Annotated in this window: 23 protein-coding genes; 16 read left to right on the top strand and 7 right to left on the bottom strand. The window is 61.4% G+C overall.

Annotated features, from left to right (window positions below):
* Positions 1-6: 6 nt before the first annotated feature.
* Positions 7-1,407, bottom strand: coding sequence for a methylenetetrahydrofolate--tRNA-(uracil(54)-C(5))-methyltransferase (FADH(2)-oxidizing) TrmFO (trmFO, locus tag NYQ83_RS00705; protein ID WP_261211406.1), 1,401 nt, complete (start codon positions 1,405-1,407; stop codon positions 7-9).
* 192 nt (positions 1,408-1,599) lie between these two features.
* On the opposite strand from trmFO, the gene NYQ83_RS00710 reads away from it, so the two are divergent.
* Together NYQ83_RS00710 and NYQ83_RS00715 are read left to right on the top strand one after the other, a co-directional pair.
* Positions 1,600-2,559, top strand: a complete 960-nt coding sequence (locus NYQ83_RS00710; protein ID WP_128294139.1) for a cation diffusion facilitator family transporter — start codon at positions 1,600-1,602, stop codon at positions 2,557-2,559.
* A gap of 224 nt (positions 2,560-2,783) precedes the next feature.
* The gene (locus NYQ83_RS00715; protein ID WP_370642307.1) at positions 2,784-3,848 is read left to right on the top strand and encodes a cytochrome-c peroxidase; all 1,065 of its coding nucleotides are present in this window, start codon (positions 2,784-2,786) and stop codon (positions 3,846-3,848) included.
* 97 nt (positions 3,849-3,945) lie between these two features.
* Here the strand turns inward: NYQ83_RS00715 and NYQ83_RS00720 are convergent, their stop codons facing one another.
* Complete coding sequence (locus NYQ83_RS00720; RefSeq protein WP_092816662.1) at positions 3,946-4,431, bottom strand: single-stranded DNA-binding protein; 486 nt, start codon at positions 4,429-4,431, stop codon at positions 3,946-3,948.
* Between the two features lie 170 nt (positions 4,432-4,601).
* Here NYQ83_RS00720 and NYQ83_RS00725 point away from each other — a divergent pair, with 170 nt between their 5' ends.
* The 5 genes from NYQ83_RS00725 to NYQ83_RS00745 all read left to right on the top strand — a co-directional run bounded on the left by NYQ83_RS00725 (position 4,602) and on the right by NYQ83_RS00745 (position 9,866).
* Complete coding sequence (locus NYQ83_RS00725; RefSeq protein WP_261211415.1) at positions 4,602-5,027, top strand: VOC family protein; 426 nt, start codon at positions 4,602-4,604, stop codon at positions 5,025-5,027.
* Between the two features lie 117 nt (positions 5,028-5,144).
* Positions 5,145-8,027, top strand: coding sequence for an excinuclease ABC subunit UvrA (gene uvrA, locus NYQ83_RS00730; protein ID WP_261211416.1), 2,883 nt, complete (start codon positions 5,145-5,147; stop codon positions 8,025-8,027).
* A 23-nt stretch (positions 8,028-8,050) separates the two neighbouring features.
* The gene (locus NYQ83_RS00735) at positions 8,051-8,503 is read left to right on the top strand and encodes an NUDIX domain-containing protein (RefSeq protein ID WP_261213877.1); all 453 of its coding nucleotides are present in this window, start codon (positions 8,051-8,053) and stop codon (positions 8,501-8,503) included.
* Between the two features lie 274 nt (positions 8,504-8,777).
* Complete coding sequence (locus tag NYQ83_RS00740; RefSeq protein WP_409976936.1) at positions 8,778-9,530, top strand: potassium channel family protein; 753 nt, start codon at positions 8,778-8,780, stop codon at positions 9,528-9,530.
* 177 nt (positions 9,531-9,707) lie between these two features.
* Complete coding sequence (locus tag NYQ83_RS00745) at positions 9,708-9,866, top strand: DUF1127 domain-containing protein (protein WP_092816670.1); 159 nt, start codon at positions 9,708-9,710, stop codon at positions 9,864-9,866.
* Positions 9,867-9,969: 103 nt separating this feature from the next.
* On the opposite strand, the gene NYQ83_RS00750 is transcribed toward NYQ83_RS00745, so the two are convergent.
* Positions 9,970-10,629, bottom strand: coding sequence for a hypothetical protein (locus NYQ83_RS00750; RefSeq protein WP_261211419.1), 660 nt, complete (start codon positions 10,627-10,629; stop codon positions 9,970-9,972).
* 64 nt (positions 10,630-10,693) lie between these two features.
* Here NYQ83_RS00750 and NYQ83_RS00755 point away from each other — a divergent pair, with 64 nt between their 5' ends.
* The gene (locus NYQ83_RS00755; RefSeq protein ID WP_261211421.1) at positions 10,694-11,257 is read left to right on the top strand and encodes a type 1 glutamine amidotransferase domain-containing protein; all 564 of its coding nucleotides are present in this window, start codon (positions 10,694-10,696) and stop codon (positions 11,255-11,257) included.
* 75 nt (positions 11,258-11,332) lie between these two features.
* On the opposite strand, the gene NYQ83_RS00760 is transcribed toward NYQ83_RS00755, so the two are convergent.
* Complete coding sequence (locus tag NYQ83_RS00760) at positions 11,333-11,968, bottom strand: MarC family protein (RefSeq protein WP_128294133.1); 636 nt, start codon at positions 11,966-11,968, stop codon at positions 11,333-11,335.
* A 265-nt stretch (positions 11,969-12,233) separates the two neighbouring features.
* On the opposite strand from NYQ83_RS00760, the gene gyrA reads away from it, so the two are divergent.
* The 7 genes from gyrA (at position 12,234) to tgt (ending at position 19,586) form a co-directional block, all read left to right on the top strand.
* Positions 12,234-15,047, top strand: coding sequence for a DNA gyrase subunit A (gyrA, locus tag NYQ83_RS00765; protein ID WP_261211424.1), 2,814 nt, complete (start codon positions 12,234-12,236; stop codon positions 15,045-15,047).
* A gap of 17 nt (positions 15,048-15,064) precedes the next feature.
* On the top strand, positions 15,065-15,676 hold the full coding sequence (locus tag NYQ83_RS00770; protein WP_128294132.1) for a LysE family translocator: 612 nt from the start codon (positions 15,065-15,067) through the stop codon (positions 15,674-15,676).
* 61 nt (positions 15,677-15,737) lie between these two features.
* The gene (coaD, locus tag NYQ83_RS00775) at positions 15,738-16,238 is read left to right on the top strand and encodes a pantetheine-phosphate adenylyltransferase (protein WP_128294131.1); all 501 of its coding nucleotides are present in this window, start codon (positions 15,738-15,740) and stop codon (positions 16,236-16,238) included.
* Positions 16,239-16,283: 45 nt separating this feature from the next.
* Positions 16,284-16,832 (top strand): peptidylprolyl isomerase, encoded by a 549-nt coding sequence (locus NYQ83_RS00780; RefSeq protein ID WP_092812158.1) that lies wholly within the window; start codon positions 16,284-16,286, stop codon positions 16,830-16,832.
* A gap of 37 nt (positions 16,833-16,869) precedes the next feature.
* Complete coding sequence (locus tag NYQ83_RS00785) at positions 16,870-17,334, top strand: peptidylprolyl isomerase (RefSeq protein WP_092812160.1); 465 nt, start codon at positions 16,870-16,872, stop codon at positions 17,332-17,334.
* Between the two features lie 36 nt (positions 17,335-17,370).
* Positions 17,371-18,471, top strand: coding sequence for a tRNA preQ1(34) S-adenosylmethionine ribosyltransferase-isomerase QueA (gene queA, locus NYQ83_RS00790; protein ID WP_261211431.1), 1,101 nt, complete (start codon positions 17,371-17,373; stop codon positions 18,469-18,471).
* Complete coding sequence (gene tgt / locus NYQ83_RS00795; protein WP_261211433.1) at positions 18,468-19,586, top strand: tRNA guanosine(34) transglycosylase Tgt; 1,119 nt, start codon at positions 18,468-18,470, stop codon at positions 19,584-19,586. The genes queA and tgt overlap by 4 nt, the downstream gene beginning before the upstream one ends.
* Before the next feature lie 94 nt (positions 19,587-19,680).
* Here the strand turns inward: tgt and NYQ83_RS00800 are convergent, their stop codons facing one another.
* Both NYQ83_RS00800 and NYQ83_RS00805 read right to left on the bottom strand, forming a co-directional pair.
* Positions 19,681-19,809: a hypothetical protein gene (locus NYQ83_RS00800; protein ID WP_255701279.1), complete on the bottom strand. Its 129-nt coding sequence runs from the start codon at positions 19,807-19,809 to the stop codon at positions 19,681-19,683.
* A complete protein-coding gene (locus NYQ83_RS00805) occupies positions 19,809-20,351 on the bottom strand; it encodes a hypothetical protein (RefSeq protein WP_261211437.1) in 543 nt (180 codons plus the stop codon). The genes NYQ83_RS00800 and NYQ83_RS00805 overlap by 1 nt, the downstream gene beginning before the upstream one ends.
* Before the next feature lie 313 nt (positions 20,352-20,664).
* On the opposite strand from NYQ83_RS00805, the gene NYQ83_RS00810 reads away from it, so the two are divergent.
* Entirely contained in the window at positions 20,665-20,886 is a 222-nt protein-coding gene (locus NYQ83_RS00810) for a hypothetical protein (protein WP_261211439.1), read from the top strand.
* An 87-nt stretch (positions 20,887-20,973) separates the two neighbouring features.
* On the opposite strand, the gene NYQ83_RS00815 is transcribed toward NYQ83_RS00810, so the two are convergent.
* Positions 20,974-24,129 carry an efflux RND transporter permease subunit gene (locus tag NYQ83_RS00815; protein WP_128294126.1) on the bottom strand — a complete coding sequence of 1,052 codons (3,156 nt, stop codon included), beginning with the start codon at positions 24,127-24,129 and terminating at the stop codon, positions 20,974-20,976.
* Positions 24,130-24,147: the final 18 nt, after the last annotated feature.

Raw genomic sequence — 24,147 nt, forward strand, 5'->3', positions numbered from 1 at the left:
CGCCTCTCAGGCGGCCTTCCGCAACTCGTTGGCCGCAAGCCATCTCGTAAAATCGGCGAGTGCGCGCGCAGCGAGCGTGCGCTTGCGGGCCACGCCGCGCTCCTTGCCCTTCATCCTGCGTCCGTCCGCGTCTTGTGTAGGCGCCTCGATGTCCGGGAAAAGGCCGAAATTGACGTTCATCGGCTGAAAGTCGCCGTTCTCCTTATCCACGAGATTGCGACCGGTAATGTGGGCGAGGAGCGCTCCGTGGGCCGTCGTATCCGGAGGCAGAGCCGGTTGATCGCCAAGTGCCTCAGCGGCCGCGAATCGTCCGGCGAGAAGCCCGATGGAGGCCGATTCGACATAGCCTTCGCAGCCGGTGATCTGGCCGGCGAAACGGATATGGGGCTGCACCTTCAGGCGCATCGTCTCGTCGAGGATTTTCGGTGAGCGCAGAAACGTGTTGCGGTGAATGCCGCCGAGACGCGCGAATTCCGCATTCTCTAAAGCCGGAATCATTCGGAAAATACGGGTCTGCTCGCCGTATTTCATTTTGGTCTGGAAGCCGACCATGTTGAACAACGTGCCCTGCTGGTTGTCCTGGCGGAGCTGCACGACAGCCCAGGGCTTCTCCTCCGGCTTGTGCCGATTGGTGAGGCCGACCGGCTTCATCGGACCCCAGCGCAGGGTTTCAGCTCCGCGCGCCGCCATCACCTCGATCGGAAGACAGCCTTCGAAATAGGCCGTATCCTCTTCCCATTCGCGGAAATCGGCGGTCTCCGCTTGAAGTAGGGCTTCGATGAAGGCCTCGTACTGGGCGCGGTCCATCGGACAGTTCAGGTAGGCGGCCGTGTCACCGCCGGGCCCGGGTTTGTCGTAGCGGGACTGCATCCAGGCGATATCCATGTTGATGCTGTCGCGATGGATGATCGGTGCGATTGCGTCGAAAAAGGCAAGCTGGTCTTCGCCCGTCGCTTCGCGGATTGCGGTCGCGAGCGCGCCGCTCGTCAAAGGGCCGGTGGCGATGATGGTCGGCTGGTCGGGATTGGGCAGGCTGGAGATCTCGCCGCGTTCAATTCGGATCAAGGGATGATCGGCAATGGCCTGTGTCACAGCCTCGGAGAAACCGTCGCGATCGACAGCAAGCGCCGAGCCGGCAGGCAATTGATGGCGGTCGGCCGCGCGCATGATGAGCGAACCCGCGGCTCGCATCTCCGCATGCAGGACACCGACGGCGTTGCTCGTGGAATCGTCAGAGCGGAACGAATTCGAACAGACGAGCTCGGCGAGACCGTCGCTCTTGTGGGCCGGCGTCTCGACCTCAGGCCGCATTTCGTGCAGCACGACGGCGATGCCGGCTTCGGCGATCTGCCAGGCGGCTTCGCAGCCGGCGAGGCCGCCGCCGATAACATGGATGGGTCTCGTCATTTCGTGTCTCTCAGCTTCTGCTGCTTCGTTCGTCGCTGGGGGGAATATGTCGAATGCAACGCTTCACGCCTGTGCATGTTGACGCTTGCCAACGAGATCGCAAGGGGAGAGGCAGGGTGCCTGCGCGAATCCATATGATGCTTGTCAGGCAGTGCAACAATAGCCGTCCAAGGCGACAAAACGGGGGTTGAGATGGCGGGAAGTTCGAAAAAGGCGATTTATGCGGCGCTTGTCGGAAACCTGGCGATTGCCATCACGAAGTTCGGTGCCGCCGCCTACACAGGGTCCTCGGCGATGTTGTCGGAAGGCATCCATTCGGTTGTCGATACCGGCAACCAGGGGCTTCTTCTCTATGGGATGAAGCGAGCGTCTCGTCCGGCGGATCGCGCGCATCCCTTCGGCTACAGCGCGGAGATCTATTTCTGGGCCTTTGTGGTGGCGATCCTGATCTTTGCGGTCGGCGCTGGCGTCTCCGTCTATGAGGGCGTGCACAAGATAACCGACGCCAACGAGATCACGTCTCCATTCGTCAATTACATCGTTCTGACGCTGGCGATCGTGTTCGAAGGCGCGTCATGGACCGTTGCCTACCGCGAGTTTCGTCGCCAGAGGAACGAAGGGCACAATTTCTTCGAGGCCGTTCGCCATTCCAAGGACCCCACCGTCTTCACGGTGCTTTACGAAGATACTGCGGCGCTCCTTGGTCTCGTCGTTGCGTTGATCGGCGTGTTTCTCGCCAGTTATCTCGGCCTTCCGTGGCTTGATGGTGCCGCCTCGATCGGGATCGGTATTATTCTTGGGACGACGGCCGTGCTTCTCGCGATCGAAACCAAAGGCCTGTTGATCGGCGAGTCGGCGGCACCGGAAACGGTCGCTGCGGTGCGTGAGATCGTTGAGCGGGAGGAAGGTGTTCGTGAAATGAACGAACTCAGGACATTGCACCGCGGACCCAACGACATCCTGCTGGCGCTCTCGGTCGACTTTGAGGACGATATGCCGGCCGGGCGCGTCGAAGCCACCATCACGCGTCTGGAAAAGGCCATCAAGGCACGCATCCCGACAATCCGGCGTCTCTTCATCGAGGTGCAATCTGCGGGTGATCACAAAATTGCGGTCGAGGAAGAACGGCGGAGCAGTGCTGCGTCCCACTGAGGCGAGGAGCGGCCAGATGCGGCAGAATGACGAGCTTACCTTAGAATTGATATAAGTCAAAAGTAGCCCATCCCCTGCTGCTAGAGTTGGTCCGCGACCTGAGGCAGCGATCTGGGTCGCGGGCCTTGAACGCCAAAAGCCACGAGCCGACCCGACGGTCGCCGGTCGTGCTCGCCTTGACGTCTCATATCCCGTGGCTCTCTCGCAAATGAATGGAGAGCGCGATGACACGTTTGCTGGTCTCGCTCCTACTTACGGCCGGGCTAGGCACTGCGGCCTATGCTGCGGACGACCAGAAATTGATGGAAGACGCCAACGGCTTCTTCGATCCGATTCCGACGATGGTGCAGGCCCCCGAAAACAACGCCATCACCCGCGAGAAGGTCGAACTCGGCAAGATGCTGTATTTCGATCCGCGGCTGTCTTCTTCTCACCTTCTGAGCTGCAACACCTGCCACAATCTTGGCCTGGCCGGAACGGATCTGCAGCCGACCTCTGTCGGACATGGCTGGCAGCGCGGCCCCCGCAATGCGCCGACGGTTCTCAATTCCGTCTTCAACATCGCCCAGTTCTGGGACGGACGGGCGGAAGATCTGAAAGCGCAAGCCGTCGGGCCGATGCAGGCGGCGGTGGAGATGAACTCCACCCCTGATGAGGTGGTTGCGGTTCTGAACAGCATGCCTGAGTACAAGGATCGCTTCGACGTCGTGTTTTCGGGCGACGAGGATCCGATCACACTCGACAATGTCGCAAAGGCGATCGAGGCCTTTGAGGTGACGCTGGTGACGCCGGCTTCCCGCTTCGACCAATTCCTCGACGGCAACGCGAATGCCCTGAACGACAAGGAGAAGCACGGTCTCTCCTTGTTCATGGATAAGGGCTGCGTCTCCTGCCATTCCGGCGTGAATGTCGGCGGTCAGGATTATTTCCCGTTCGGCGTCGTGGAAAAGCCGGGTGCGGACATCCTTCCGCCGGACGATAAGGGCCGCTTCGCGGTGACGCATACGGCAACGGATGAATATGTCTTCCGTGCCGGCACATTGCGGAATATCGCGCTGACCGCGCCTTATTTCCACAGTGGGCAGGTCTGGAGCCTGCGTCAGGCGGTGCAGGTGATGGCGACGGCCCAGCTTGGCACGGAGCTCACCGAGGATGAAGTCGATTCCATGGTGGCGTTCCTGCACACGCTGACGGGCGAGCAGCCGCAGGTCGATTATCCGATCTTGCCGGCGAGCACGGACGAGACCCCGCGTCCGGTGCTGACCGTTCCGGGACAGGAGAACAACTGAGCCAAAGGTTTTCCGAAAGGCCCAACCCCGGGCATATGAGCGAAGGGCCGCGTGAGCGGCCCTTCATTTTGTCTGCTGTTTCTCTGCCGACCCGAAATCAGAACGGGATTTCGTCGTCGAGGTCGTCCTTGAAGGAGCCGCGGCCACCTTCCATCGGACCCGAAGAGCCGAAATCCGAACGTCCGCCCCGGTCGGAGGAGGGGGCGTCATAGCTGCCACCGCCGCCGCCGGCACGCGTGTCGAGCATGGTGAGGGCCGAATTGAAGCCCTGCAACACGACCTCGGTCGAGAAGCGTTTCTGACCCGACTGGTCTTCCCATTCGCGCGTCTGCAGCTGACCTTCGAGATAGACCTTCGAGCCCTTCCGCAGATATTGCTCGGCGATCTTTGCCAGCCCTTCGTTGAAGATGACGACGCGGTGCCATTCGGTGCGCTCGCGCCGTTCTCCGGAATTGCGGTCGCGCCAGCTCTCAGACGTCGCGATCCGCAGATTGACCACCGGACGGCCATCGTTCAGGCGCCGGATTTCGGGATCGGCCCCGAGATTGCCGATCAAGATGACTTTGTTGACGCTGCCGGCCATGAAATTCTCCCTGGTTTCTGGAGCCGCCGAGAGCGGCCAAAGGTTGCCCCTTTTCACTCAAGCGCCGCCGAACTGTAAACGGGCCCCTGCAAAGACGCTTGTCGCTGGATGCCGTTCACTGTATGTTCCCTAGCGACATCACGCAAGATCATCGGACGAGGGGCGGGCCTATGGAACAGAGATTGAGTGTCGTGACGCTGGGCGTTAGCGACCTGTCACGCGCGCGGCAGTTTTATGAAGATGGCCTCGGCTGGCAACGTGCGAACGCCCACGAAGAAGTGGTGTTCTATGATTTGAACGGTTTCGTTCTGGCGCTTTATCCGCGGACGTCGCTGGCGGCCGATGCCAAAGTCGACCCGGACGGATCCGGATTTTCGGGCATCACGCTGGCCTTCAATGCGAGAAGTCGCGAAGAGGTCGACGTCGTCTTGAAGGAGGCGGAGGCGGCGGGAGCCGAGGTCGTCAAAACGGCCGAGGAAGTTTTCTGGGGTGGATATTCGGGCTATTTTGCCGACCCCGACGGACATTTGTGGGAGGTTGCACACAACCCGTTTTGGACGATCGATGCGGATGGGCGTGTCCTACTTGGCGAATGATCGGCGTCCGAGAGCGCACATATCGCGAAGCGGGAAGGACGGGGTTTTTCCATCACTCCGGCTGCACTAAATAAGCATCGGGCGAGCCAGCCCGCATCACCATCCTCCGGAACGGCCATGACGGATCCGCAAAAGACGCTCTCCGTGCGGGGCGCGCGCGAACACAATCTCAAAAACGTCGATCTCGATCTGCCGCGAGACAGTCTGATCGTGATGACGGGCCTTTCTGGCTCGGGCAAATCCTCGCTCGCCTTCGATACCATCTATGCCGAGGGACAGCGGCGCTACGTCGAATCGCTATCGGCTTATGCGCGCCAGTTTCTGGAGATGATGCAAAAGCCGGACGTCGACCAGATCGACGGCCTGTCACCGGCAATTTCGATCGAGCAGAAGACGACGTCGCGCAATCCCCGTTCCACCGTCGGCACGGTGACGGAAATCTACGATTATATGCGGCTCTTGTTTGCGCGCGTCGGTGTTCCTTATTCGCCGGCGACGGGTTTGCCGATCGAAAGTCAGACGGTCAGCCAGATGGTCGATCGCATTCTGGCTTTGCCGGAGGGGACGCGGCTTTATCTGCTGGCGCCGGTGGTGCGTGGCCGCAAGGGCGAATTCCGCAAGGATCTCGCTGAATATATGAAGCGTGGCTTTCAGCGCGCGCGGATCGACGGAACGTTCTATGAGATCGCCGAGGCGCCGGCGCTCGACAAGAAGCTGAAGCACGACGTCGATATCGTCGTCGATCGTGTCGTCGTGCGAGCGGATGCCGGGAGCCGGCTTGCCGATTCTCTGGAGACGGCCCTTCGGCTTGCCGATGGCATCGCCGTCGCCGAGTTCGCGGATATGGGTGAAGGCGGGAAGCCGCCGGCATCGATCGTATTTTCGGAAAAGTTCGCCTGTCCCGTCTCCGGCTTCACGATCCCCGAGATCGAACCGCGGCTGTTTTCGTTCAACAATCCCTTCGGCGCCTGTCCGACCTGCGACGGGCTCGGATCCGAACTGCGCATCGATCCCGATCTCGTGGTTCCCGATCCGCGCTTGAGCCTGCGCAAGGGGGCGATCCACCCTTGGGCGAAATCGAGCTCGCCTTATTATCTGCAGACGCTCGAGGGGCTCGCCCAGCATTACGGCTTCAGCCTGACCGTTCCGTTCGAGGAGCTGCCGGAAAATGCCCGCCAGGCCATCCTGTATGGCACCGGCAAGGATAAGGTTGCTCTCGTCTACGACGACGGGCTCAGAAAATATCAGGCGAAGAAGACCTTCGAGGGCATTATCCCGAACCTGGAGCGGCGCTGGAAGGAAACCGACTCCGCCTGGATGCGCGAGGAGATCGGCAAGTACATGTCTTCGACGCCATGCGCGTCCTGCAACGGCCTGCGGCTGAAGCCGGAAGCGCTCGCGGTGAAGATCGCAAGCCTCAACATCGGCGAGGTGTCACATTTTTCCATCCGCGAGGCGAACCGCTGGTTCACGGAATTGCCGGAAAAGCTGAGCGGAAAGCAGAATGAGATCGCGCTGCGCATTCTCAAGGAAATTCGCGAGCGGCTTCGCTTTCTCGACGATGTCGGGCTCGATTATCTGACCTTGTCGCGCAATTCCGGGTCGTTATCGGGCGGCGAGAGCCAGCGCATCCGGCTCGCCTCCCAGATCGGCTCGGGCCTGACCGGCGTTCTCTATGTGCTGGACGAGCCCTCGATCGGCCTGCATCAGCGCGACAATGCCCGGCTTCTGGAGACGCTCAAGCATCTGCGCGACCTCGGCAATACCGTCATCGTCGTCGAGCACGACGAGGATGCGATCATGGCGGCCGATCATGTCGTCGATGTGGGGCCCGGCGCGGGCATCCATGGCGGCGAGGTGGTGGCGGAGGGTACGCCCGGCGATATCATGGCAAGTCCGGCCTCGCTCACAGGCCAGTACCTGTCCGGCACGCGGGCGATCGAGGTTCCGGAGGCGCGCCGCAAGGCCGCCAAGAAGCGCTGGCTGAAGCTCGTCGGCGCGACGGGCAACAATCTCAAGGATGTTACGGCGAAAATTCCGCTCGGCACCTTCACTTGCGTGACCGGTGTTTCGGGTGGGGGCAAGTCGACGCTCCTCATCGACACGCTCTATAAGGCGGTGGCGCGACGTCTCAACGGTGCGCGCGAACAGGCTGCCCCGCATGCGGAGCTTGTCGGGCTCGAGCATCTCGACAAGGTGATCGACATCGATCAATCGCCGATCGGGCGCACGCCGCGTTCCAATCCCGCGACTTATACGGGGGCGTTCACCCCGATCCGCGAATGGTTTGCGGGGCTGCCGGAGGCGAAGGCGCGCGGCTACCAGCCGGGCCGTTTTTCGTTCAACGTCAAAGGTGGACGCTGCGAGGCCTGCCAGGGCGACGGTGTCGTCAAGATCGAGATGCACTTCCTGCCGGACGTCTATGTCACCTGCGACGTCTGCCACGGCAAACGCTACAATCGCGAGACTTTGGAAGTCACGTTCAAGGAGAAGTCTATCGCGGACGTCCTCGATATGACGGTTGAGGAAGGCGTCGGCTTCTTCCAGGCGATCCCCGCCGTGCGCGACAAACTGAAGACGCTGGCGCGTGTGGGGCTCGGCTATGTGCGCATCGGCCAGCAGGCGACGACGCTTTCCGGCGGCGAAGCGCAGCGCGTGAAGCTTGCCAAGGAATTGTCGAAGCGTGCGACCGGGCGCACCCTCTACATCCTCGACGAGCCGACCACCGGTCTGCATTTCCACGATGTGGCGAAGCTTCTGGAAGTGCTGCACGAGCTGGTCGAGCAGGGCAATACGGTGGCGGTGATCGAGCACAATCTCGATGTCATCAAGACGGCCGATTACATCATCGATCTCGGGCCCGAGGGTGGCGACGGCGGCGGTGAGATCGTGGTGGCAGGCACGCCGGAAGAGGTCGTGGCAGAGCCGCGGAGCTACACAGGTCAGTTTTTGAAGCCGATTCTGGAACGTGGCATGCGGCGCTCGGAAGCCGCGGAATAGCGCGTCCGGCGACGAGGCGCACGATTCTCCGCTCCGCAGGTATTCTGATGTTCCGCCGGGGACCTTCCGGCCCCGAAGTGCTGCTCGTTCATCCAGGTGGCCCGTTCTGGGCGAAGAAGGATGACGGCGCGTGGTCGGTCCCCAAGGGGCTCCGAGAAGACGGGGAGGCTGCGGAGGTGGCCGCCCGACGCGAGTTCGCTGAAGACACAGGATGTGTGCCGACGGGCGTGCTCCTTTGGCTGGGCGAGTTCAGGCAGGCGGGCGGCAAGCGCGTTGAGGTTTTTGCGCTTGAGGGGGATTTCGACCTCGGCGCGTTCAAGAGCAACGTTTTTGAAATGGAATGGCCGCCGCACTCCGGCGAGCGGCGGGCCTTTCCCGAAGCCGATCGCGCCGGGTGGTTTTCCATGGAGGAGGCGCGAAGCAAGATCCTCAAAAGCCAGCAGCCAATCCTCATTGCCTTGGAAGACGTGATGTGAGCGGCTTGCACGCGTGGCTGGCCGGTGTGTGCAGCTCTCTTTACGTTTCAACCATCGCGGTGCTCTTGTTGTGCACCCACGGCCTTTTTTGCTGCAAAGGCCTCGCGAACGCCGTGGCGTGTTGCGTGGCCATGGCGGCGAACCCATGATGAACAAGCGCGTTGGCCGCAGGGCGTTGAGGGAAATCGCTTTGGAAGAAAGACGAGATCGGCGATTGCCCGACAAGCGACCGCGAGGCGCATCCTCAGGGCGTAACCCGCCGGGGCTGCGCAGTTTGCTGACGCGGCTTTACGAGGGTGATAGCCGGCGCGCCCATTATTTTCGCTTAGGGCTCCTGATCTTCGACTGCGCGACGCTCGCGTTCGTCGTCGTCACGTCTTTCGTGCCGTATTCGCGCCCGCTCATGTGGTTCGATTTCGGACTGGGCCTCGTCATCCTGGCGGACTTTCTGGCCAGGCTTTTCATCAGCCGGCGTCGCCTTTCCTATCTAGCGCATCCCACGACCTGGGCAGATGTCGCCGCGATCGTCTCGTTTTTGCTACCGCTTGCCGATGAAGGTGCAGGTTTCCTGAGGGTCCTCAGAACCCTGCGGCTTTTGCGCACGTATCACGTGCTCGTCCGCTTCCGAAAACGCAGCCGCTTCTTTCGGCAAAATGAGGAAGCGATCATCGCGCTCGCCAATCTGGCCGTGTTTCTCTTCATCATGACGGGCATCGTCTACGAGACGCAGTACCGGCAGAATCCGGAAATCGGCAACTATGTCGATGCCCTCTATTTCACCGTCACCGCATTGACGACCACGGGTTTTGGCGACATCACGCTCGGCGGCACGAGCGGGCGGCTGGTTGCTGTCGTGATCATGATTTTTGGGGTCACGCTGTTCCTGCGCCTCGTGCAGGTCCTCCTGCGCCCCCGCAAGATCCGCTTCACGTGCCCGAGCTGCGGTCTGCAACGCCACGAGGTCGATGCGGTTCACTGCAAGGCCTGCGGCGAGCTCCTCAACATCCCGGATGAGGGCCGTTTCTGAGCCCAAAAATACCCGCGAACGGAAACTGCCTCTTACGCAGGCGGATAAGGTTACAAAATTGCGGCAACTGCCTCCCTTTTCGGCATCCCAGCCATGCGATTTGTGCACTGCAAAAGCGGAGCGGGTATCGCTATATCCGCCTCGTCAAACGCTAGATAAAACATTCCGAGGTTCATTATGGGCACGTCCTCCAAGGGCCTGCTTGGTCGCTTCCGCCGCTGGCGCCGCTATCAGCGCACTCTGAAGGAGTTGCAGGGGCTCTCCGTTCGTGAGCTGCACGACATCGGCATCACTCCGGGCGAAATCCGCCGCGTGGCGCGGGAAGCCACGTTCTGATTTACGGCCTCTGAGGCCAGGTTTTGGGTTGAAGACCGCCGGCGAGACTTCGCCGGCGGTTTTCGTTTGTGCGCTTCGTTTGTGGAGAGGTGTTCGCCCCGCCTTACCGCTCGGCGAACCAATCCTTGAGCGTCATGATCACGGGTGGCTCGGCATTGGCGTTGGGCCAGGAATCGATCGACCAGCGTTGCTTGGACCGGGTGTCGATCACGACGGCGGTCGCGTGGGGATAGCGCCCGTCGAGGAAGAAGCCTCTGGCGACCGGCTCGGCGACCGTGTGATATTTGAGCACTCCGTGCTCCTGCAAAAAGACGAGCAGGCTCGTTGTGTTGGTGGCCTCGTCGATGCAGTCCATTTGGGTCGGATCTCCGCCGCCGACTTTCTCAAAGCCGCCCAGATCTGATGAGGTGCCGATTTTCCGTCCGACGTTGTGCTCGAAAATCTGCACGGCTTTGGAGATGGCGCGGCGCTCTTCCTGCGCATTGGCGACGCCGCGGAAAGGCCCTGAGAGCATTTTGATCTCCTTCGGCGAAAACCGCACCGGTGTCGTCAGGAGACAGCTGAAGGCGTGGCAGACATAGACCTTGTCGCCCTTTGGCGGCTGCGCCTTGCGGGCCTCGTACCACCGCATCCGCATGGTCTCGGAATCGCTCGTGCAGCCGGCAAGGGTAAGGCCGGCGAGCGCAAGAAAGAGGATTGTCCACCGCCACATCGCCGGCAGTCTAAGTGAGCCGCTGCGGTCGGAAAAGGTCGGAACTCGCATCCGGGTATGTCGTTGAATCATCGAAGAGACGGGCAAGCCGTCGAGATATTCAAGGAGTTGAGACATGCACGATATTACCGGAAAAAAAGTAGCCATTCTCGCAACCAACGGCTTTGAACAGTCTGAGCTTGAGGTGCCGCTGAAGCAGCTGCGTGAGGCGGGTGCCGAAGTCCATGTGGTTTCTCCGCAGGAAGGCGCGATCAAGGGCTGGGATAAGGACAATTGGGGCAGAGAAGTCCCTGTCGACCGGAAGCTCGACGAGGTCAACGCCAACGATTACGACGCGCTGGTTCTTCCGGGAGGTCAGATCAATCCCGACCTCCTGCGGGTGGAAGAGAAGGCACTGTCCCTCATCCGCGCGTTCTATGAGCAGAAGAAGCCCATCGGTGCCATCTGCCATGCGCCGTGGCTCCTTGTTGAGACAGGTGTCGCCAAGGGTCGCGACATGACGAGCTACAAGTCGATCAAGACCGATGTGATGAATGCCGGCGCCAACTGGCACGACAAGGAAGTCGTCGTCGATCAAGGCATCGTCACGAGCCGCAACCCGGGCGACCTCGATGCCTTCTGTGCGAAAGTGGCGGAGGAAATCGCCGAGGGCCGGCATACGCAGCGTCAGGCCGCGTAAGAGCAGTTCTCGACGAGATGCTCGCGTCAGGAGTTCGGGGAAGGCCGGCATTACGCCGGCCTTTTCTTTTGGAGTTCAAAGCGGGCTCTGGTGCGCATCCAGGAATGCGAGAACACCATCGGCCACATATTGCACGGCGAGTGCCGCCAGAATGACGCCGAGAAGCCGCGTGATCACGATGCGCCCGGTCTCGCCGATCAGTTTCTCGATGCGTTCTGCGAGCGCGAGGACGAAGAAGGTGAGCCCCAGAATGGCGAAGATCACCAGGATGAGCTCGGCCATGCCGACAAATCCCGGATTCTTGCTGGCGACGAGGATCGTCGCGGAGATGGCGCCGGGGCCGGCTATGAGCGGAATCGCCAGGGGGAAGACGGCGATGTGGCCGATATCTTCCGAGGTGAGGACGCGCGTCGCGCTGCGCTCGTGGCGTTCCTGGCGTTTTTCGAAGATCATTTCGAAGGCGATGACGAAGAGAAGAATGCCGCCTGCGATGCGGAAGGCTGGCAGCGTGATGCCGAAGACCGTCAGGATTGCTGATCCGGCGAGCGCAAAGATCACCAGAATCGGAAGTGCGATCAACGTCGCCCGCAGCGCCACTTGCTGACGCTGGTCACGGTTCATGCCGGCCGTCAGCGCCAGGAAGAGAGGCGCCAATCCGGCGGGATCAATGGTGACGAAGAGCGTGACGAAAGCGGTAACGAGCTGTTCCATGCGCGAGCTCCTATCACTCCCGCGATAAGGGAGAAATGCCTGCGATGGAGATCCCCCGAAAAGCCGCGGCTTCGCGCCCGTCGTCGCCGTTTCAGGCGGCTTTTGCGGACGGAATCGGGGCTTCGTCGCGGCCTGGCGCAACGAAACTGTCAGACACCTTTATAAGCCTTTGATTTGTTTAATGTATTACACTTGCTCTCGACTTGGCTTATCGGCCGATTCCGGCTAGAAAGAGGGCCACACATCACAGCACTCGATTCTTTCCTTGACTGACGCCAAGACTCCTTCCGACGGACGCCGCGGCGGCGACATCCGTTCCATCTCCATCACAGATGAGATGCGCACCTCGTATCTCGATTACGCCATGAGCGTGATCGTGAGCCGTGCGCTGCCTGACGTTCGCGACGGCCTGAAGCCCGTTCACCGCCGCATTCTCCATTCGATGAACGAAATGGGGATCGCCTCGAACCGAGCGTACCGCAAATGCGCGGGCGTCGTCGGTGAGGTGATGGGTAACTACCACCCGCACGGCGACCAGGCGATTTACGATGCGCTCGTGCGCATGGCGCAGGATTTTTCGATGCGCCTGCCGCTCGTCGACGGGCAGGGCAATTTCGGTTCGCTCGATGGCGATCCTGCCGCGGCGATGCGGTACACCGAATGCCGCCTGGCGAAGCCGGCGGAATCGATGCTGCAGGACATCGACAAGAACACCGTCGATTTCCAGGAGAACTACGATGGGCGCAAGCAGGAGCCCGTCGTTCTTCCCGCGCGCTTCCCAAACATCCTCGTCAATGGCGCTGGCGGCATCGCCGTCGGTATGGCGACGAACATTCCCCCGCACAATCTCGGCGAAGTGATCGACGGCTGCGTTGCTCTCATCGACGACCCCACGGTTTCCGATCTCGATCTCATGGATCTCATCCCTGGTCCGGACTTTCCGACAGGCGGTGTCATCCTTGGGCGAGCGGGCATTCGCTCTGCCTACGAAACCGGCCGCGGCTCGATCGTCATGCGCGGCAAGGTGGCGATCGAAACGGGGGCTCGCGATCGCGAGGCGATCATCATCTCCGAGGTGCCTTATCAGGTGAATAAGGCAGCGATGATCGAGAAAATAGCCGAGCTCGTGCGAGAGAAGCGGCTCGAGGGCATCTCGGACATCCGCGACGAATCCGATCGGCAGGGTGTGCGCGTCGTCATCGAGGTGAAGCGCGACGCCGTCGCCGATGTTGTGCTCAATCAGCTTTATCGCTTCACGCCCCTTCAGACGACGTTTGGGGCGAATTTCGTGGCGCTCAACGGCGGACGCCCCGAGCAGCTCGGCCTGAGAGACATCCTGACGAGCTTCATCTCGTTCCGCGAGGAAGTGGTCGGTCGTCGTACGAAATTCCTGCTCGGCAAGGCCCGTGATCGCGCCCATGTCCTCGTCGGTCTGGCCATCGCGGTGGCCAATATCGATGAGGTGATTGCGCTGATCCGGGCTGCGCCCGATCCTCAGACGGCGCGTGAGCAATTGATGGCAAAGGCCTGGCCTGCCAAGGATGTTGCGCCTCTCGTGCGGTTGATCGCCGATCCGCGGCATATGGTTCTGGAAGACGGGACCGTGCGCCTTTCGGAAGAGCAGGCGCGCGCCATCCTGGATCTGCGTCTGCAGCGCCTGACGGCTCTCGGCCGAGACGAGATCGCCGACGAATTGAACAAGCTCGCGGTCGAGATCAAAGAGTACCTCGAAATCCTGGCTTCGCGGGCGCGGATCCTCGGCATCGTCAAAGACGAGCTGTCGGCGGTGAAGGCGGAATTCGCGACGCCCCGTCGCACGGTGATCGAAGAGGGCGGTGGCGACCTCGAGGACGAGGATCTGATCCAGCGCGAAGACATGGTCGTCACCGTGTCCCACGCCGGCTACATCAAGCGCGTCCCGCTTGCGACCTATCGGGCTCAGCGTCGCGGCGGCAAGGGGCGGTCGGGCATGTCCTTCCGCGAGGAGGATTTCGTCAACCGTCTCTTTGTCGCCAACACGCATACGGCGGTCCTGTTCTTCTCCTCCCGCGGCATCGTCTACAAGCTCAAGGTCTGGCGTCTGCCGCTGGCTGCGCCGCAGGCGCGCGGCAAGGCACTCGTCAATATCCTGCCGTTGGAGGAAGGCGAGACGATCACGACGATCCTGCCGCTTCCCGACGACGACAAAGAGTTCGAGCGGCTCGATTTGATGTTCGCCACGACAGGCGGAACAGTGCGGCGAAATTCGCTTGCCGACTTCGTCAACATCAATCGCAATGGCAAGATTGCGATGAAGCTCGATGACGGCGATGCGATCGCTGGCGTCTGGACTTGCTCCGAGGACGACGACGTGATGCTGACCACCGCTTTCGGGCAATCCGTTCGCTTCCCGGTGACGGACGTGCGCGTCTTTGCCGGACGCTCGTCCGTCGGCGTGCGCGGGATCCGTCTCGGCAAGGGTGACCGCGTCATCTCCATGTCGATCCTCCGGCATTTCGAGGCAACTCCGGAGGAGCGCAGCGCCTATCTGAAGATGCGGCGTGCTGTCGCCGGTGAGGCCGATAACGGCGATGCAGGAGACGTCATCGAGGAGGGCGACGAGGTCGAGGCAGAGGCCGGCGCATTGTCGTCGGAGCGCTACGCCGAGATGAGCGCTGCGGAAGAGTTCATCCTCACCGTTTCCGAACACGGCTACGGCAAGCAGACGTCGTCGCACGAATACCGGATCTCCGGACGTGGCGGCAAAGGCATCATTGGCATGGTGGTGAATGAGCGGAACGGGCCGCTGGTGGCGTCTTTCCCCGTGGAGGAAGGCGACCAGATCATGCTCGTTACCGATCGCGGTCAGCTCATTCGTGTGCCGGTTGCCGGCATTCGCATCACTGGGCGCGCGGCGCAGGGCGTTATTGTCTTTTCCACCGCGAAAGACGAAAAAGTAGTGTCCGTCGAGCGGATCACGGAGGCGAGCGCGCAGGACGAGCTCAACGGAAACGGAGAGGGTGGCGAAGAGAGTGCCCCCGAATCCGATCCGCAGGACGGCGAGAACGGCGGAGACACGGGAGAACCGCCAATGGAGTAAAGCTCGAGGGGGGGCCTATGATCGATCTTGCAAGCTGGCTGACATATCTTGCGGCGTGCATCGCCGTCGTGATCGTCCCTGGACCGACGGTGACGGTCATCATCGCCAATTCCATGCGCCACGGTGCACGGGCTGGTTTGATGAACGTCGCTGGCACGCAGGCCGGCATTGCCATAATGGTCGCTATCCTCGCCTTCGGGTTTTCGGCGGTCGTCGCGCTCCTGGGTGAGGCGTTCTTCTGGCTGAAGCTTGTCGGCGCCGCCTACCTCATCTGGCTTGGGATCAAGCTCTGGCGTGCCGACGGTACGCTCGGGAATGCCGATGCCGCCAAGGCCACGCGCAACTGGTTCTGGCAGGGCTTTATCGTCATCTGGTCGAATCCGAAGGCTTTGTTCTTTTTCGGCGCTCTCATTCCGCAGTTCATCGATCCGACGGGCTCGGCGGTGATGCAGACGCTTCTGCTCGGCGGCACCTTCATGGTGGTGGCGACATGCCTCGATAGCATGTACGCGCTTGCTGCAGGACGGACGGGTCTGCTTCTGTCGAGGCGCAACGTGCGCCTGGTGGAGATCTTCGGCGGGACATGTCTCGTCGGAGGTGGCCTTTGGATGGCGCTGAGCCGCCGGTGACGCGTTTCGAACCGACATCCCCCACATTGCGGTTCGCCGCAGGTGACGCTAAGCGGACCCCATGATTCGCACTGCACTCTACCCGGGCTCATTCGACCCGCTGACGAACGGGCATATCGATATCCTCCAGGCGGCCTTTGGGCTGGTCGATCGGGTTATCGTGGCCGTCGGGCGCCATCCGACGAAGTCGGGTCTGCTCGACATCGACAAGCGTATCGCCCTCATCGAGGAAGTCGCGGGTCCTCTGGCGGAAAGCAGTGAAGTGACGCTCGAGGTTCTGAGCTTCGACAATCTCGTCGTCGACCTCGCGCAGGAGGTTGGCGCGACCATTCTGATCCGCGGGCTGCGCGATGGGACGGATCTCGATTACGAGATGCAGATGGTCGGCATGAACCGCACCATGGCCCATTGGCTGCAGACGGTTTTCGTGCCGGCGAGCCCGCATCACCGTCACATCACGGCCACGCTCGTGCGTCAGATCGCAGCCATGGGCGGTGATATCGGGCCTTTCGTGCCTGCTTCAGCGGCCGACGCCGTACGTGTGGCGCTCGCCAGCCGCTGAACGATTGCGCCGCCCGCGGGTTCAGATCTCAAGGAAGGAAATCTCATGCTGAAATGGCTGGCCACGGTCGCCTTTGCCGTCACCTGCACGCTGTCACAGCCCGTGCTGGCGCAATCTGCGGACGCCGAAAACACGCTTCTGATGCAGCTGAAGGACGGCACTGTCAGCATTCACCTGCGCCCGGATCTTGCGCCGAACCATGCGGAACGCCTGAAGACGTTGACACGCCAGGGTTTCTACGACGGTGTGCCGTTTCATCGCGTGATCGACGGCTTCATGGCGCAGACCGGCGATCCGACCGGCACCGGCATGGGGGGATCGGATCTGCCGGACCTCAAGGCGGAGTTTTCCGATGAGCCTTTCGTGCGCGGCGTCGTCGGCATGGCGCGCTCGAGCAATCCTGACAGCGCCAACTCGCAATTCTTCATCATGTTCGCCCCGGCTCCGAGCCTTGACGGCAAGTACACCGTCGTGGGCGAAGTCACCGACGGCATGGACCTCGTCGACAATATCAAAAAGGGAAGTTCCAGTGCCAATGGCAAAGTGGACAACCCCGATAAGATCATCAGCATGAAGGTTGCCGCAGACCAATAGGCACCTTACCCGAGACCTCCAACTCAGGGAGATTCGAATGGCCGCCCAGCCCGAAGACACACTCATCATGGAAACCAGCAAGGGGCAGGTGACCATCGCCATGCGCCCGGACCTCGCGCCCAACCATGTGGCGCGGATCAAGGAGCTCGTGCGCGACGGCTTCTATGACGGTGTGAAGTTCCACCGCGTGATCGACGGTTTCATGGCCCAGACCGGCTGCCCCCAGGGCAACGGCACGGGCGGATCCGGCAAGAAGCTCAAAGCGGAATTCTCGTCGGAGAAGCACACGCGTGGTACCGTTTCGATGGCGCGCGCCATGGATCCCAATTCCGGCGACAGCCAGTTCTTCATCTGCTTTGCCGAGGCCCCGTGGCTCGATCGCCAGTACACCGTCTGGGGCGAAGTGGTTGACGGCATGGATGTCGTCGATCAGATCAACAAGGGCGAGCCGCCGCGGCAGCCTGACACCGTCCAGTCGATCAAGGTCGCCGCAGACGCCTGATAATTTGGCGGCGGCCTCTCGCCGCTGCCTTTTCCCATGCGTATCGATGCTTTCGATTTCGAGTTGCCGGAAGAGCGGATCGCGCTTCGTCCGGCGCGGCCGCGCGATTCCGCGCGGCTCCTCGTCGTGCCCTCTGAAGGGCCTTTCCGCGATCTCCGGGTCTTCGATCTTCCCGCACTTTTGGAGCCCGGTGATCTCCTCGTCTTGAACGACACGGCCGTCATTCCGGCGCGGCTCGCCGGACGCCGTCTCCCGCGCACGCCGGACGGTCAGACGATCCGCGTGGAAGCGACCCTCATCGAGCGGCTGGATCAATCCCATTGGATGGCACTCGCCAAGCCGGGCCGCAAACTGAAGCCCGGCGATATGCTTCGTTTCGGTGGGGAGGACGAGACCTGTCTTGCCGGAACGCTCGAGGCGCGCGTTGTCGAGAAAGGCGAGGCCGGTACCATCACACTCGGCTTTTCGCTTGCCGGGCCGGTGCTCGACGAAGCCATCCACGGCCAGGGGGCTATGCCGCTTCCGCCTTACATCGCCTCGCGCCGACAGGCCGATGCGGCCGATCTGGAAGATTATCAGACGGTCTATGCGGCGAAGGAGGGCGCTGTCGCTGCGCCGACGGCAGGGCTGCATTTCACGGACAATCTTTTTGCCGCTCTCGCTGACAAGGGCATCGAGCGCCGTCTGGTGACGCTGCATGTGGGGGCCGGCACGTTTCTGCCGGTGAAAAGCGAAGAGACGGACGACCACGTCATGCACGAAGAGTGGGGCGAGGTGAGCGAGGAGACGGCGGAAGCCGTCAACCAGACACGCCGGCGTGGCGGGCGCGTTGTCGCGATCGGGACAACGGCCCTGCGTATCCTCGAAAGCGCCGGCGACGAGAATGGTGTTCTGCAGCCGTTTTCCGGCAAGACCGGGATTTTCATTACGCCGGGTTATCGCTTCCGCATCATCGACCGGCTTTTCACGAATTTTCACCTGCCTCGCTCGACGCTGTTCATGCTCGTCTCTGCGTTTTCAGGCCTCGATCGTATGAAGGCCGCTTACGCGCATGCGATCGAAGACGAATATCGTTTCTATTCCTACGGCGATGCCTCGCTGCTCGAACCCGCGACGCCCTCCATCAGGCCCAAATGACCGAATTCTCGTTCACTCTTCAGGCGCGCGACGGGAATGCCCGTCGCGGCACGATCTCCATGCCGCGCGGCCTCATCCGCACACCCGCCTTCATGCCGGTCGGGACGCAGGCCACCGTGAAAGCCATGTATCCCGAGCAGGTGAGGGAGCTTGGGGCCGATATAGTCCTTGGCAACACCTATCACCTGATGCTGCGGCCGGGCGCGGAGCGCGTGGCACGGCTGGGCGGGCTGCATTCCTTCATGCGGTGGCCGCATCCGATCCTCACGGATTCCGGCGGCTTTCAGGTCATGTCGCTCGCCCAGCTGACGAAGCTCGACGAGGACGGCGTCACGTTCAAATCGCATGTCGACGGATCGACACACCGTCTGACGCCCGAGCGCTCCGTGGAGATTCAGGGGCTCCTCGGCGCCGATATCACCATGCAGCTCGACGAATGCCTGAAATTGCCGGCGGACTATTCCGAGGTCGAGCGGGCGATGGAATTGTCGCTGCGTTGGGGGGAACGCTCGAAGGCGGCGTTTAATGGCGAACCCGGCAGGGCACTTTTTGGGATCGTGCAGGGCGGAGACCAGGCCGATTTGCGATTGCGATCAGCCGAGGGGCTGCGCCAGATTGGTTTTCATGGCTATGCAGTCGGGGGCCTCGCCGTCGGCGAACCGCAGGCGGTCATGCTGGAAATTCTCCAGGAGACGGTGCCCGCACTGCCAGACGAGGCGCCTCGCTACCTGATGGGCGTCGGGACACCTGAGGATATTCTGCTGTCGATCGCGCGCGGCATCGATATGTTCGATTGCGTGATGCCGACCCGCGCGGGACGGCACGGCCAGGCGTTTACGCGCTACGGACGCCTCAATATGCGCAATGCCAAGCACGCGGAGGACTTAAGTCCGCTCGACCCTTCGAGCGATTGCCCCGCGGCGCGCGATTATTCCCGCGCCTATCTTCATCATCTCTTCCGTACGCAGGAGACGCTCGGGGCGATGCTGCTGACCTGGTCGAACCTCGCCTATTACCAGACGCTCATGAAAGAAGCCCGGCAGGCGATCAGCGAAGGACGCTATACGGATTATGTGGCGGAGGTGCGGGAGAATTGGGAGAGGGGAGCGCCGTAACGGCCAGCTCCATTCACTCGCGCGTGCGGTAGAGCCGATTGCACGGCCGATATGAAAAAGCCCCGGCGATACCGGGGCTTCGACGTTCCAGAACTTAGCGGCTGATGGCGGCGGCGAGAGCGATTGCCGCTACAGCGCCCAAAGAGCTCCACCAGAAGAGCTGCGCACTTCGGGCCTCCTTGTCGGCCTGAACGGCGATGGCTTTTGCACGTGCTTTCGGCATCAGATCAATTCTCCCGGAGCCGGCCTCAGTTTGCAGTCAACGATTTTCCAGTCGCCTGCGTCATCTTGCAGGAGAGCAAAATCGGCGGACCATTGCAAGCCAATGCGGTCTCGCACATAGGTCTTCACCATGGTTGCCTCGCCATCCTGGGTGACACTGTCCACTGTCAGCCGCTTCGCATAGACAAGCGGCGGGTGGATCTTTGAAAAGAACGTATAAGCCGCTTCCTCGGTTCCAAAGCGATCCTGCTCGTACTCCGTCGCAAAGCGCCAGACGGCTTTGGGCTGCTTGTTTGAGAGACCCCAGACAAAGGTTTCGACTGCGCCGCGCACGGCATCTTCCTGGCCCTTGGTGAGCGAACGCGGCTCGGGGTGGTAGGCGACCAGATCCAACCGATCGGCTTTCGGCGCTGCCTGAGGAAGGGCTTTTGGAAGAGGTGCGTTCAACGAGTTCACTTGGACCGTGCCGATCAGCACCGTCGCCATAATACCTGTTGCAACAACTGCCAGGTTTCGCCCCCAGCCTGCTTTCAGACTGACCATGGGATTGCACCTCTTCAAGAACTTCGACAGGACAATTCGTTAACCCGCCGTTCAGTTCCGTGAAGAAGGGGTTGTCGTTAAGAAGTCGAATTCTCGCCGCTCTCCGAAAGCCTGCGAGGCCCCGGGGTTAGCTGCGTTGCGACGACCTTCAGCTTGCGTCTGCGCGCCTCTTCACTTCCGCGTGAATCGGAAGGGTGGCTGTAGCGCAGGTAGCCGCTCGGGGCGGATACGATCTTGACGCCGACTCAGCTATCTTGGGGCCAGTCAGTTGCGTTGTTCTGCGTTCCCACGACATAGCGGAGGCCTTGGCGCAATGACCGAAACGTCCCTCTACCAGACAATCCTGCTCGAACTCTACGCGCACACGCCCCGGAGCGCGCTCCCCAACTGGGTGATGGACGGACTGGTCGAGGAAGGTCTCGCGCATCGCGACGACGCGAAGGGTCTGGTGCTGAACGGCCCGTTTCAGACCTTCCGGATCCGCAAGAGAGAGGTTCGGCCGGCCGAGTTGCAGGCTGCTGACGCCGCCGGTTAGCGTGAGGCCTCAGCCTCGTCTTGATAAGCGACGTGTTTCAAAATTGAGATCGCGGGCTGAACGAGCCCGCGATCTGATTTTTCGGTTTTATTCGGCAGGCGCCGTGCTTTCTTCGCCCCGTTCGGACGCCGGGGGATGATGCGGCTTCCATCCGGTCTTTTCGCGCATCCACTGGAAGACGCCGAAGAGGAGCGGGATCAGGAAGATGCCAATCGTCGCGGCGCCGATCATGCCGGCGAAGACCGGAATACCCACCGCATGCATGGATCCCGCACCGGGCCCCGTTGCCCGGACCAGCGGGACGAGGCCAGCGATAAAGGCGAAGCTCGTCATCATCACCGGGCGGAAACGCAACCGGGCGCCTTCGACGGCGGCGTCGTGCAGATCCATGCCGAACTCGCGTTGTTCGAGCGCAAATGCGTTGATCAGGATGGCGTTCTTCGCTGACAGCGCAATCAGAACGACGACACCGATCTGCGCATAGAGGCTGAAGTTGGCGCCGACCCACCAGATCGCAAATATGGCCCCGAACATGGCGCTGACTGTCGACAGCAGCACCGGGATCGGCACGTTCCAGCTCTCGTAAAGAGCGACCAGAAACAAGAAGGCAAAGACGACGGCCGCGCCAAGAACGATCGGTGTCTGTCCTGCCGATTGCTTCTGTTCGAGCGCCTGGCCCGTCCATTCATAGCCGTAGCCACTCGGAAGGGATTTCGCCACCTGTTCCATGGCGTCGGTCGCGTCACCGTCGCCAAAGCCTGGGGCGGGGGAGCCCTGGATGGAGACCGAGCGATAGTTGTTGTAGCGCGTCAGGCTGCGTGGGCCGACGGTCAGCTCGGCGCGTGCGAAGGTGGAAAGCGGTACCATCTCGCCGGAATTGTTGCGCACTTCGATGTCGTAGATGTCATCGATCGACGTGCGGTATTCCTTCTCCGCCTGCATGCGGACCGTCCAGGTGCGGCCGAACAGATTGAAATCGTTGATATAGTACCCGCCGAAGGTGGATTGCAGGGCGGCGAAGATCTCGTTGATCGGTACGCCGAGCGTCTGCGCCTTCGTGCGATCGATATCCAACCGAATCTGTGGCGTTTCGGCTTCAAAGTTCGCGTAGACCCGGGTCAGTTGCGGCTGCTGGTTGGCCTGGACCAGGAGGCCGCGCATCACGGCTGCAAGCTCGGAGGGTTCCTGCCCCTGCAGAGCTTCGAGCACAAACTCGAACCCGCCGAACGAGCCGACGCCCGAAATTGCCGGTGGTTGCAGGGGAATGAACTGGGCGTCCGGAATGGTCGACAGACCACCATAGAGCCGGCCAATGACGGAGCCGATTGCAAGGTCGGGGGTCGTACGTTCGTCGTATGGCTTCAACCGCAGGAACATGAGGCCGGCATTCGAGGCCGCGCCGCCGCCCAAAAGGTCGAAGCCCAGGACGGTGCCGATGCTCTCCACGCCCGGATCCTGACGGATGATGGCTTCTGCCTTTTTCGCTGCGATATCCGTGCGGTTCAGCGATGCTCCCGGCGGCAGGTTCATGATGACAATGACGAAGCCCTTGTCTTCATTCGGGAGAAAGCCAGCCGGCGTGCGCAGGAACATGTAGCCCGTGGCCGCGCCGAGAACGGCGAGGATAACGAGCGACACCACGGAAACCCGCATCAGCTTGCTGATGATCCAGGCATAGCCATGTCCGACCTTGTCGACGGCATGGGTGATGCCGCGCATGATCCGGATTGGTTCGCCCGTCCGAAGGAAGAGTGCGCAAAGCGCAGGCGACAAGGTCAGCGCGTTGATGGCCGAAATCACCATGGCCGCGGAGATCGCGACGGCAAACTGGCGAAAGAGAGCGCCTGAGGAGCCCGGCAGGAAGGCGACCGGAACGAACACCGACAACAACACCAGAGTGATGGCGACGATCGGCCCGACGATTTCGCTCATCGCCTTATGAGTGGCCTCATTCGGCGAGAGATGCGGATCCTCCTCCATCACGCGTTCGACGTTCTCAACGACGATGATGGCGTCGTCGACAACGATACCGATGGCGAGCACGAGAGCGAGAAGCGAGATCGTGTTCGCGCTGTAGCCGAAGGCATACATGATCGCCAGCGCGCCGATGATGGCAACAGGCACGGCGATCATCGGAATGAGGGTCGCGCGGAAACGTCCGATGAAGATAAACACGACGATCGCAACGAGAACGAAGGCCTCAATGAGGGTCGAGACAACCTTCTCGATCATCGCTCCGACGAAGTCGGACGCATTGTAGATGTATTGGTACTCGAGCCCCTCGGGGAAGCGCTCTGACAGCTCTTCGAGCCGCTTCGTGACGTTTGTCGCGACCGTCACCGCATTGGCGCCAGGGGAGAGATAGGTGGCGACGGCGGCCATCGGCTTGCCGTTGTAACGGGCAATGACACCATAACTCTCAGACGCAAGCTCGACCCGGGCAACATCACCCAGACGCACGACGGAGCCGTCTGGATTGGAGCGGAGGATGATGTTGCGAAATTCTTCTGCGTCGCTCAGGCGCCCCTTGGTATTGATCGTCAGCTCGAGTCGCTGCGCGTCCACGAGCGGAGCGGCACCGATCTTGCCGGCGGCCGCCTGGACGTTCTGCGATTCCACCGCAGCCGCAATATCGGCCGGCGTCAGCTCCAGATTGCTGAGTTTCTGCGGATCAAGCCAGATCCGCATAGCGTAATCGCGTTCGCCAAAGACCTGAACGTTGCCGACGCCGTTAACGCGTTTCAGCTCGTCGATGACGTTGAGGCCGACGAAGTTCGCGATGAACAATTCGTCGAAGCGATCATCCGGCGAATAGAACAGAAAGACCTGGAGCTGGTCGCGCGAAGCCCGCGCCACATTGATGCCGACCGAGCGCACTTCCGCGGGCAGCTGGCTTTCGACCTGAGCCACGCGGTTTTGCACGTTGATCGCTGCAACGTCCGGGTCTGTGCCAAGTTCGAAAGTGACGTTCAGCTCGTAGGAACCGTCCGAGCTCGACGTCGATTTCATGTAGCGCATGTCCTCGACGCCGTTGATGGCACTTTCGAGTGGCTGCGCGATGGCCTGTTCGACGGTTTCGGCACTTGCGCCGATATACTGCGTAGACACGCTGATCGTCGGAGGCGCGATGTCTGGGTATTGGGCGACCGGAATCACTGCGATCGAGATGAGTCCGACCAGTGTGATCAGAATCGAGATGACGAAGGCCAGTCGCGGCCGGCGGATGAAGACGTCAAAAATCATGCCGTGTGGGCCTTCAAA

The organism is Afifella sp. JA880 (assembly GCF_025379905.1).
GTDB classification, from domain to species: domain Bacteria; phylum Pseudomonadota; class Alphaproteobacteria; order Rhizobiales; family Afifellaceae; genus Afifella; species Afifella aestuarii.

What these genes read in the sequence shown, in the direction of transcription:
- trmFO (WP_261211406.1), bottom strand. Translation starts at nt 1,407, where the DNA reads ATGACGAGACCCATCCATGTTATCGGCGGCGGCCTCGCCGGCTGCGAA.
- NYQ83_RS00710 (WP_128294139.1), top strand. Translation starts at nt 1,600, where the DNA reads ATGGCGGGAAGTTCGAAAAAGGCGATTTATGCGGCGCTTGTCGGAAAC.
- NYQ83_RS00715 (WP_370642307.1), top strand. Translation starts at nt 2,784, where the DNA reads ATGACACGTTTGCTGGTCTCGCTCCTACTTACGGCCGGGCTAGGCACT.
- NYQ83_RS00720 (WP_092816662.1), bottom strand. Translation starts at nt 4,431, where the DNA reads ATGGCCGGCAGCGTCAACAAAGTCATCTTGATCGGCAATCTCGGGGCC.
- NYQ83_RS00725 (WP_261211415.1), top strand. Translation starts at nt 4,602, where the DNA reads ATGGAACAGAGATTGAGTGTCGTGACGCTGGGCGTTAGCGACCTGTCA.
- uvrA (WP_261211416.1), top strand. Translation starts at nt 5,145, where the DNA reads ATGACGGATCCGCAAAAGACGCTCTCCGTGCGGGGCGCGCGCGAACAC.
- NYQ83_RS00745 (WP_092816670.1), top strand. Translation starts at nt 9,708, where the DNA reads ATGGGCACGTCCTCCAAGGGCCTGCTTGGTCGCTTCCGCCGCTGGCGC.
- NYQ83_RS00750 (WP_261211419.1), bottom strand. Translation starts at nt 10,629, where the DNA reads ATGCGAGTTCCGACCTTTTCCGACCGCAGCGGCTCACTTAGACTGCCG.
- NYQ83_RS00755 (WP_261211421.1), top strand. Translation starts at nt 10,694, where the DNA reads ATGCACGATATTACCGGAAAAAAAGTAGCCATTCTCGCAACCAACGGC.
- NYQ83_RS00760 (WP_128294133.1), bottom strand. Translation starts at nt 11,968, where the DNA reads ATGGAACAGCTCGTTACCGCTTTCGTCACGCTCTTCGTCACCATTGAT.
- NYQ83_RS00770 (WP_128294132.1), top strand. Translation starts at nt 15,065, where the DNA reads ATGATCGATCTTGCAAGCTGGCTGACATATCTTGCGGCGTGCATCGCC.
- coaD (WP_128294131.1), top strand. Translation starts at nt 15,738, where the DNA reads ATGATTCGCACTGCACTCTACCCGGGCTCATTCGACCCGCTGACGAAC.
- NYQ83_RS00780 (WP_092812158.1), top strand. Translation starts at nt 16,284, where the DNA reads ATGCTGAAATGGCTGGCCACGGTCGCCTTTGCCGTCACCTGCACGCTG.
- NYQ83_RS00785 (WP_092812160.1), top strand. Translation starts at nt 16,870, where the DNA reads ATGGCCGCCCAGCCCGAAGACACACTCATCATGGAAACCAGCAAGGGG.
- queA (WP_261211431.1), top strand. Translation starts at nt 17,371, where the DNA reads ATGCGTATCGATGCTTTCGATTTCGAGTTGCCGGAAGAGCGGATCGCG.
- tgt (WP_261211433.1), top strand. Translation starts at nt 18,468, where the DNA reads ATGACCGAATTCTCGTTCACTCTTCAGGCGCGCGACGGGAATGCCCGT.
- NYQ83_RS00800 (WP_255701279.1), bottom strand. Translation starts at nt 19,809, where the DNA reads ATGCCGAAAGCACGTGCAAAAGCCATCGCCGTTCAGGCCGACAAGGAG.
- NYQ83_RS00805 (WP_261211437.1), bottom strand. Translation starts at nt 20,351, where the DNA reads ATGGTCAGTCTGAAAGCAGGCTGGGGGCGAAACCTGGCAGTTGTTGCA.
- NYQ83_RS00810 (WP_261211439.1), top strand. Translation starts at nt 20,665, where the DNA reads ATGACCGAAACGTCCCTCTACCAGACAATCCTGCTCGAACTCTACGCG.
- NYQ83_RS00815 (WP_128294126.1), bottom strand. Translation starts at nt 24,129, where the DNA reads ATGATTTTTGACGTCTTCATCCGCCGGCCGCGACTGGCCTTCGTCATC.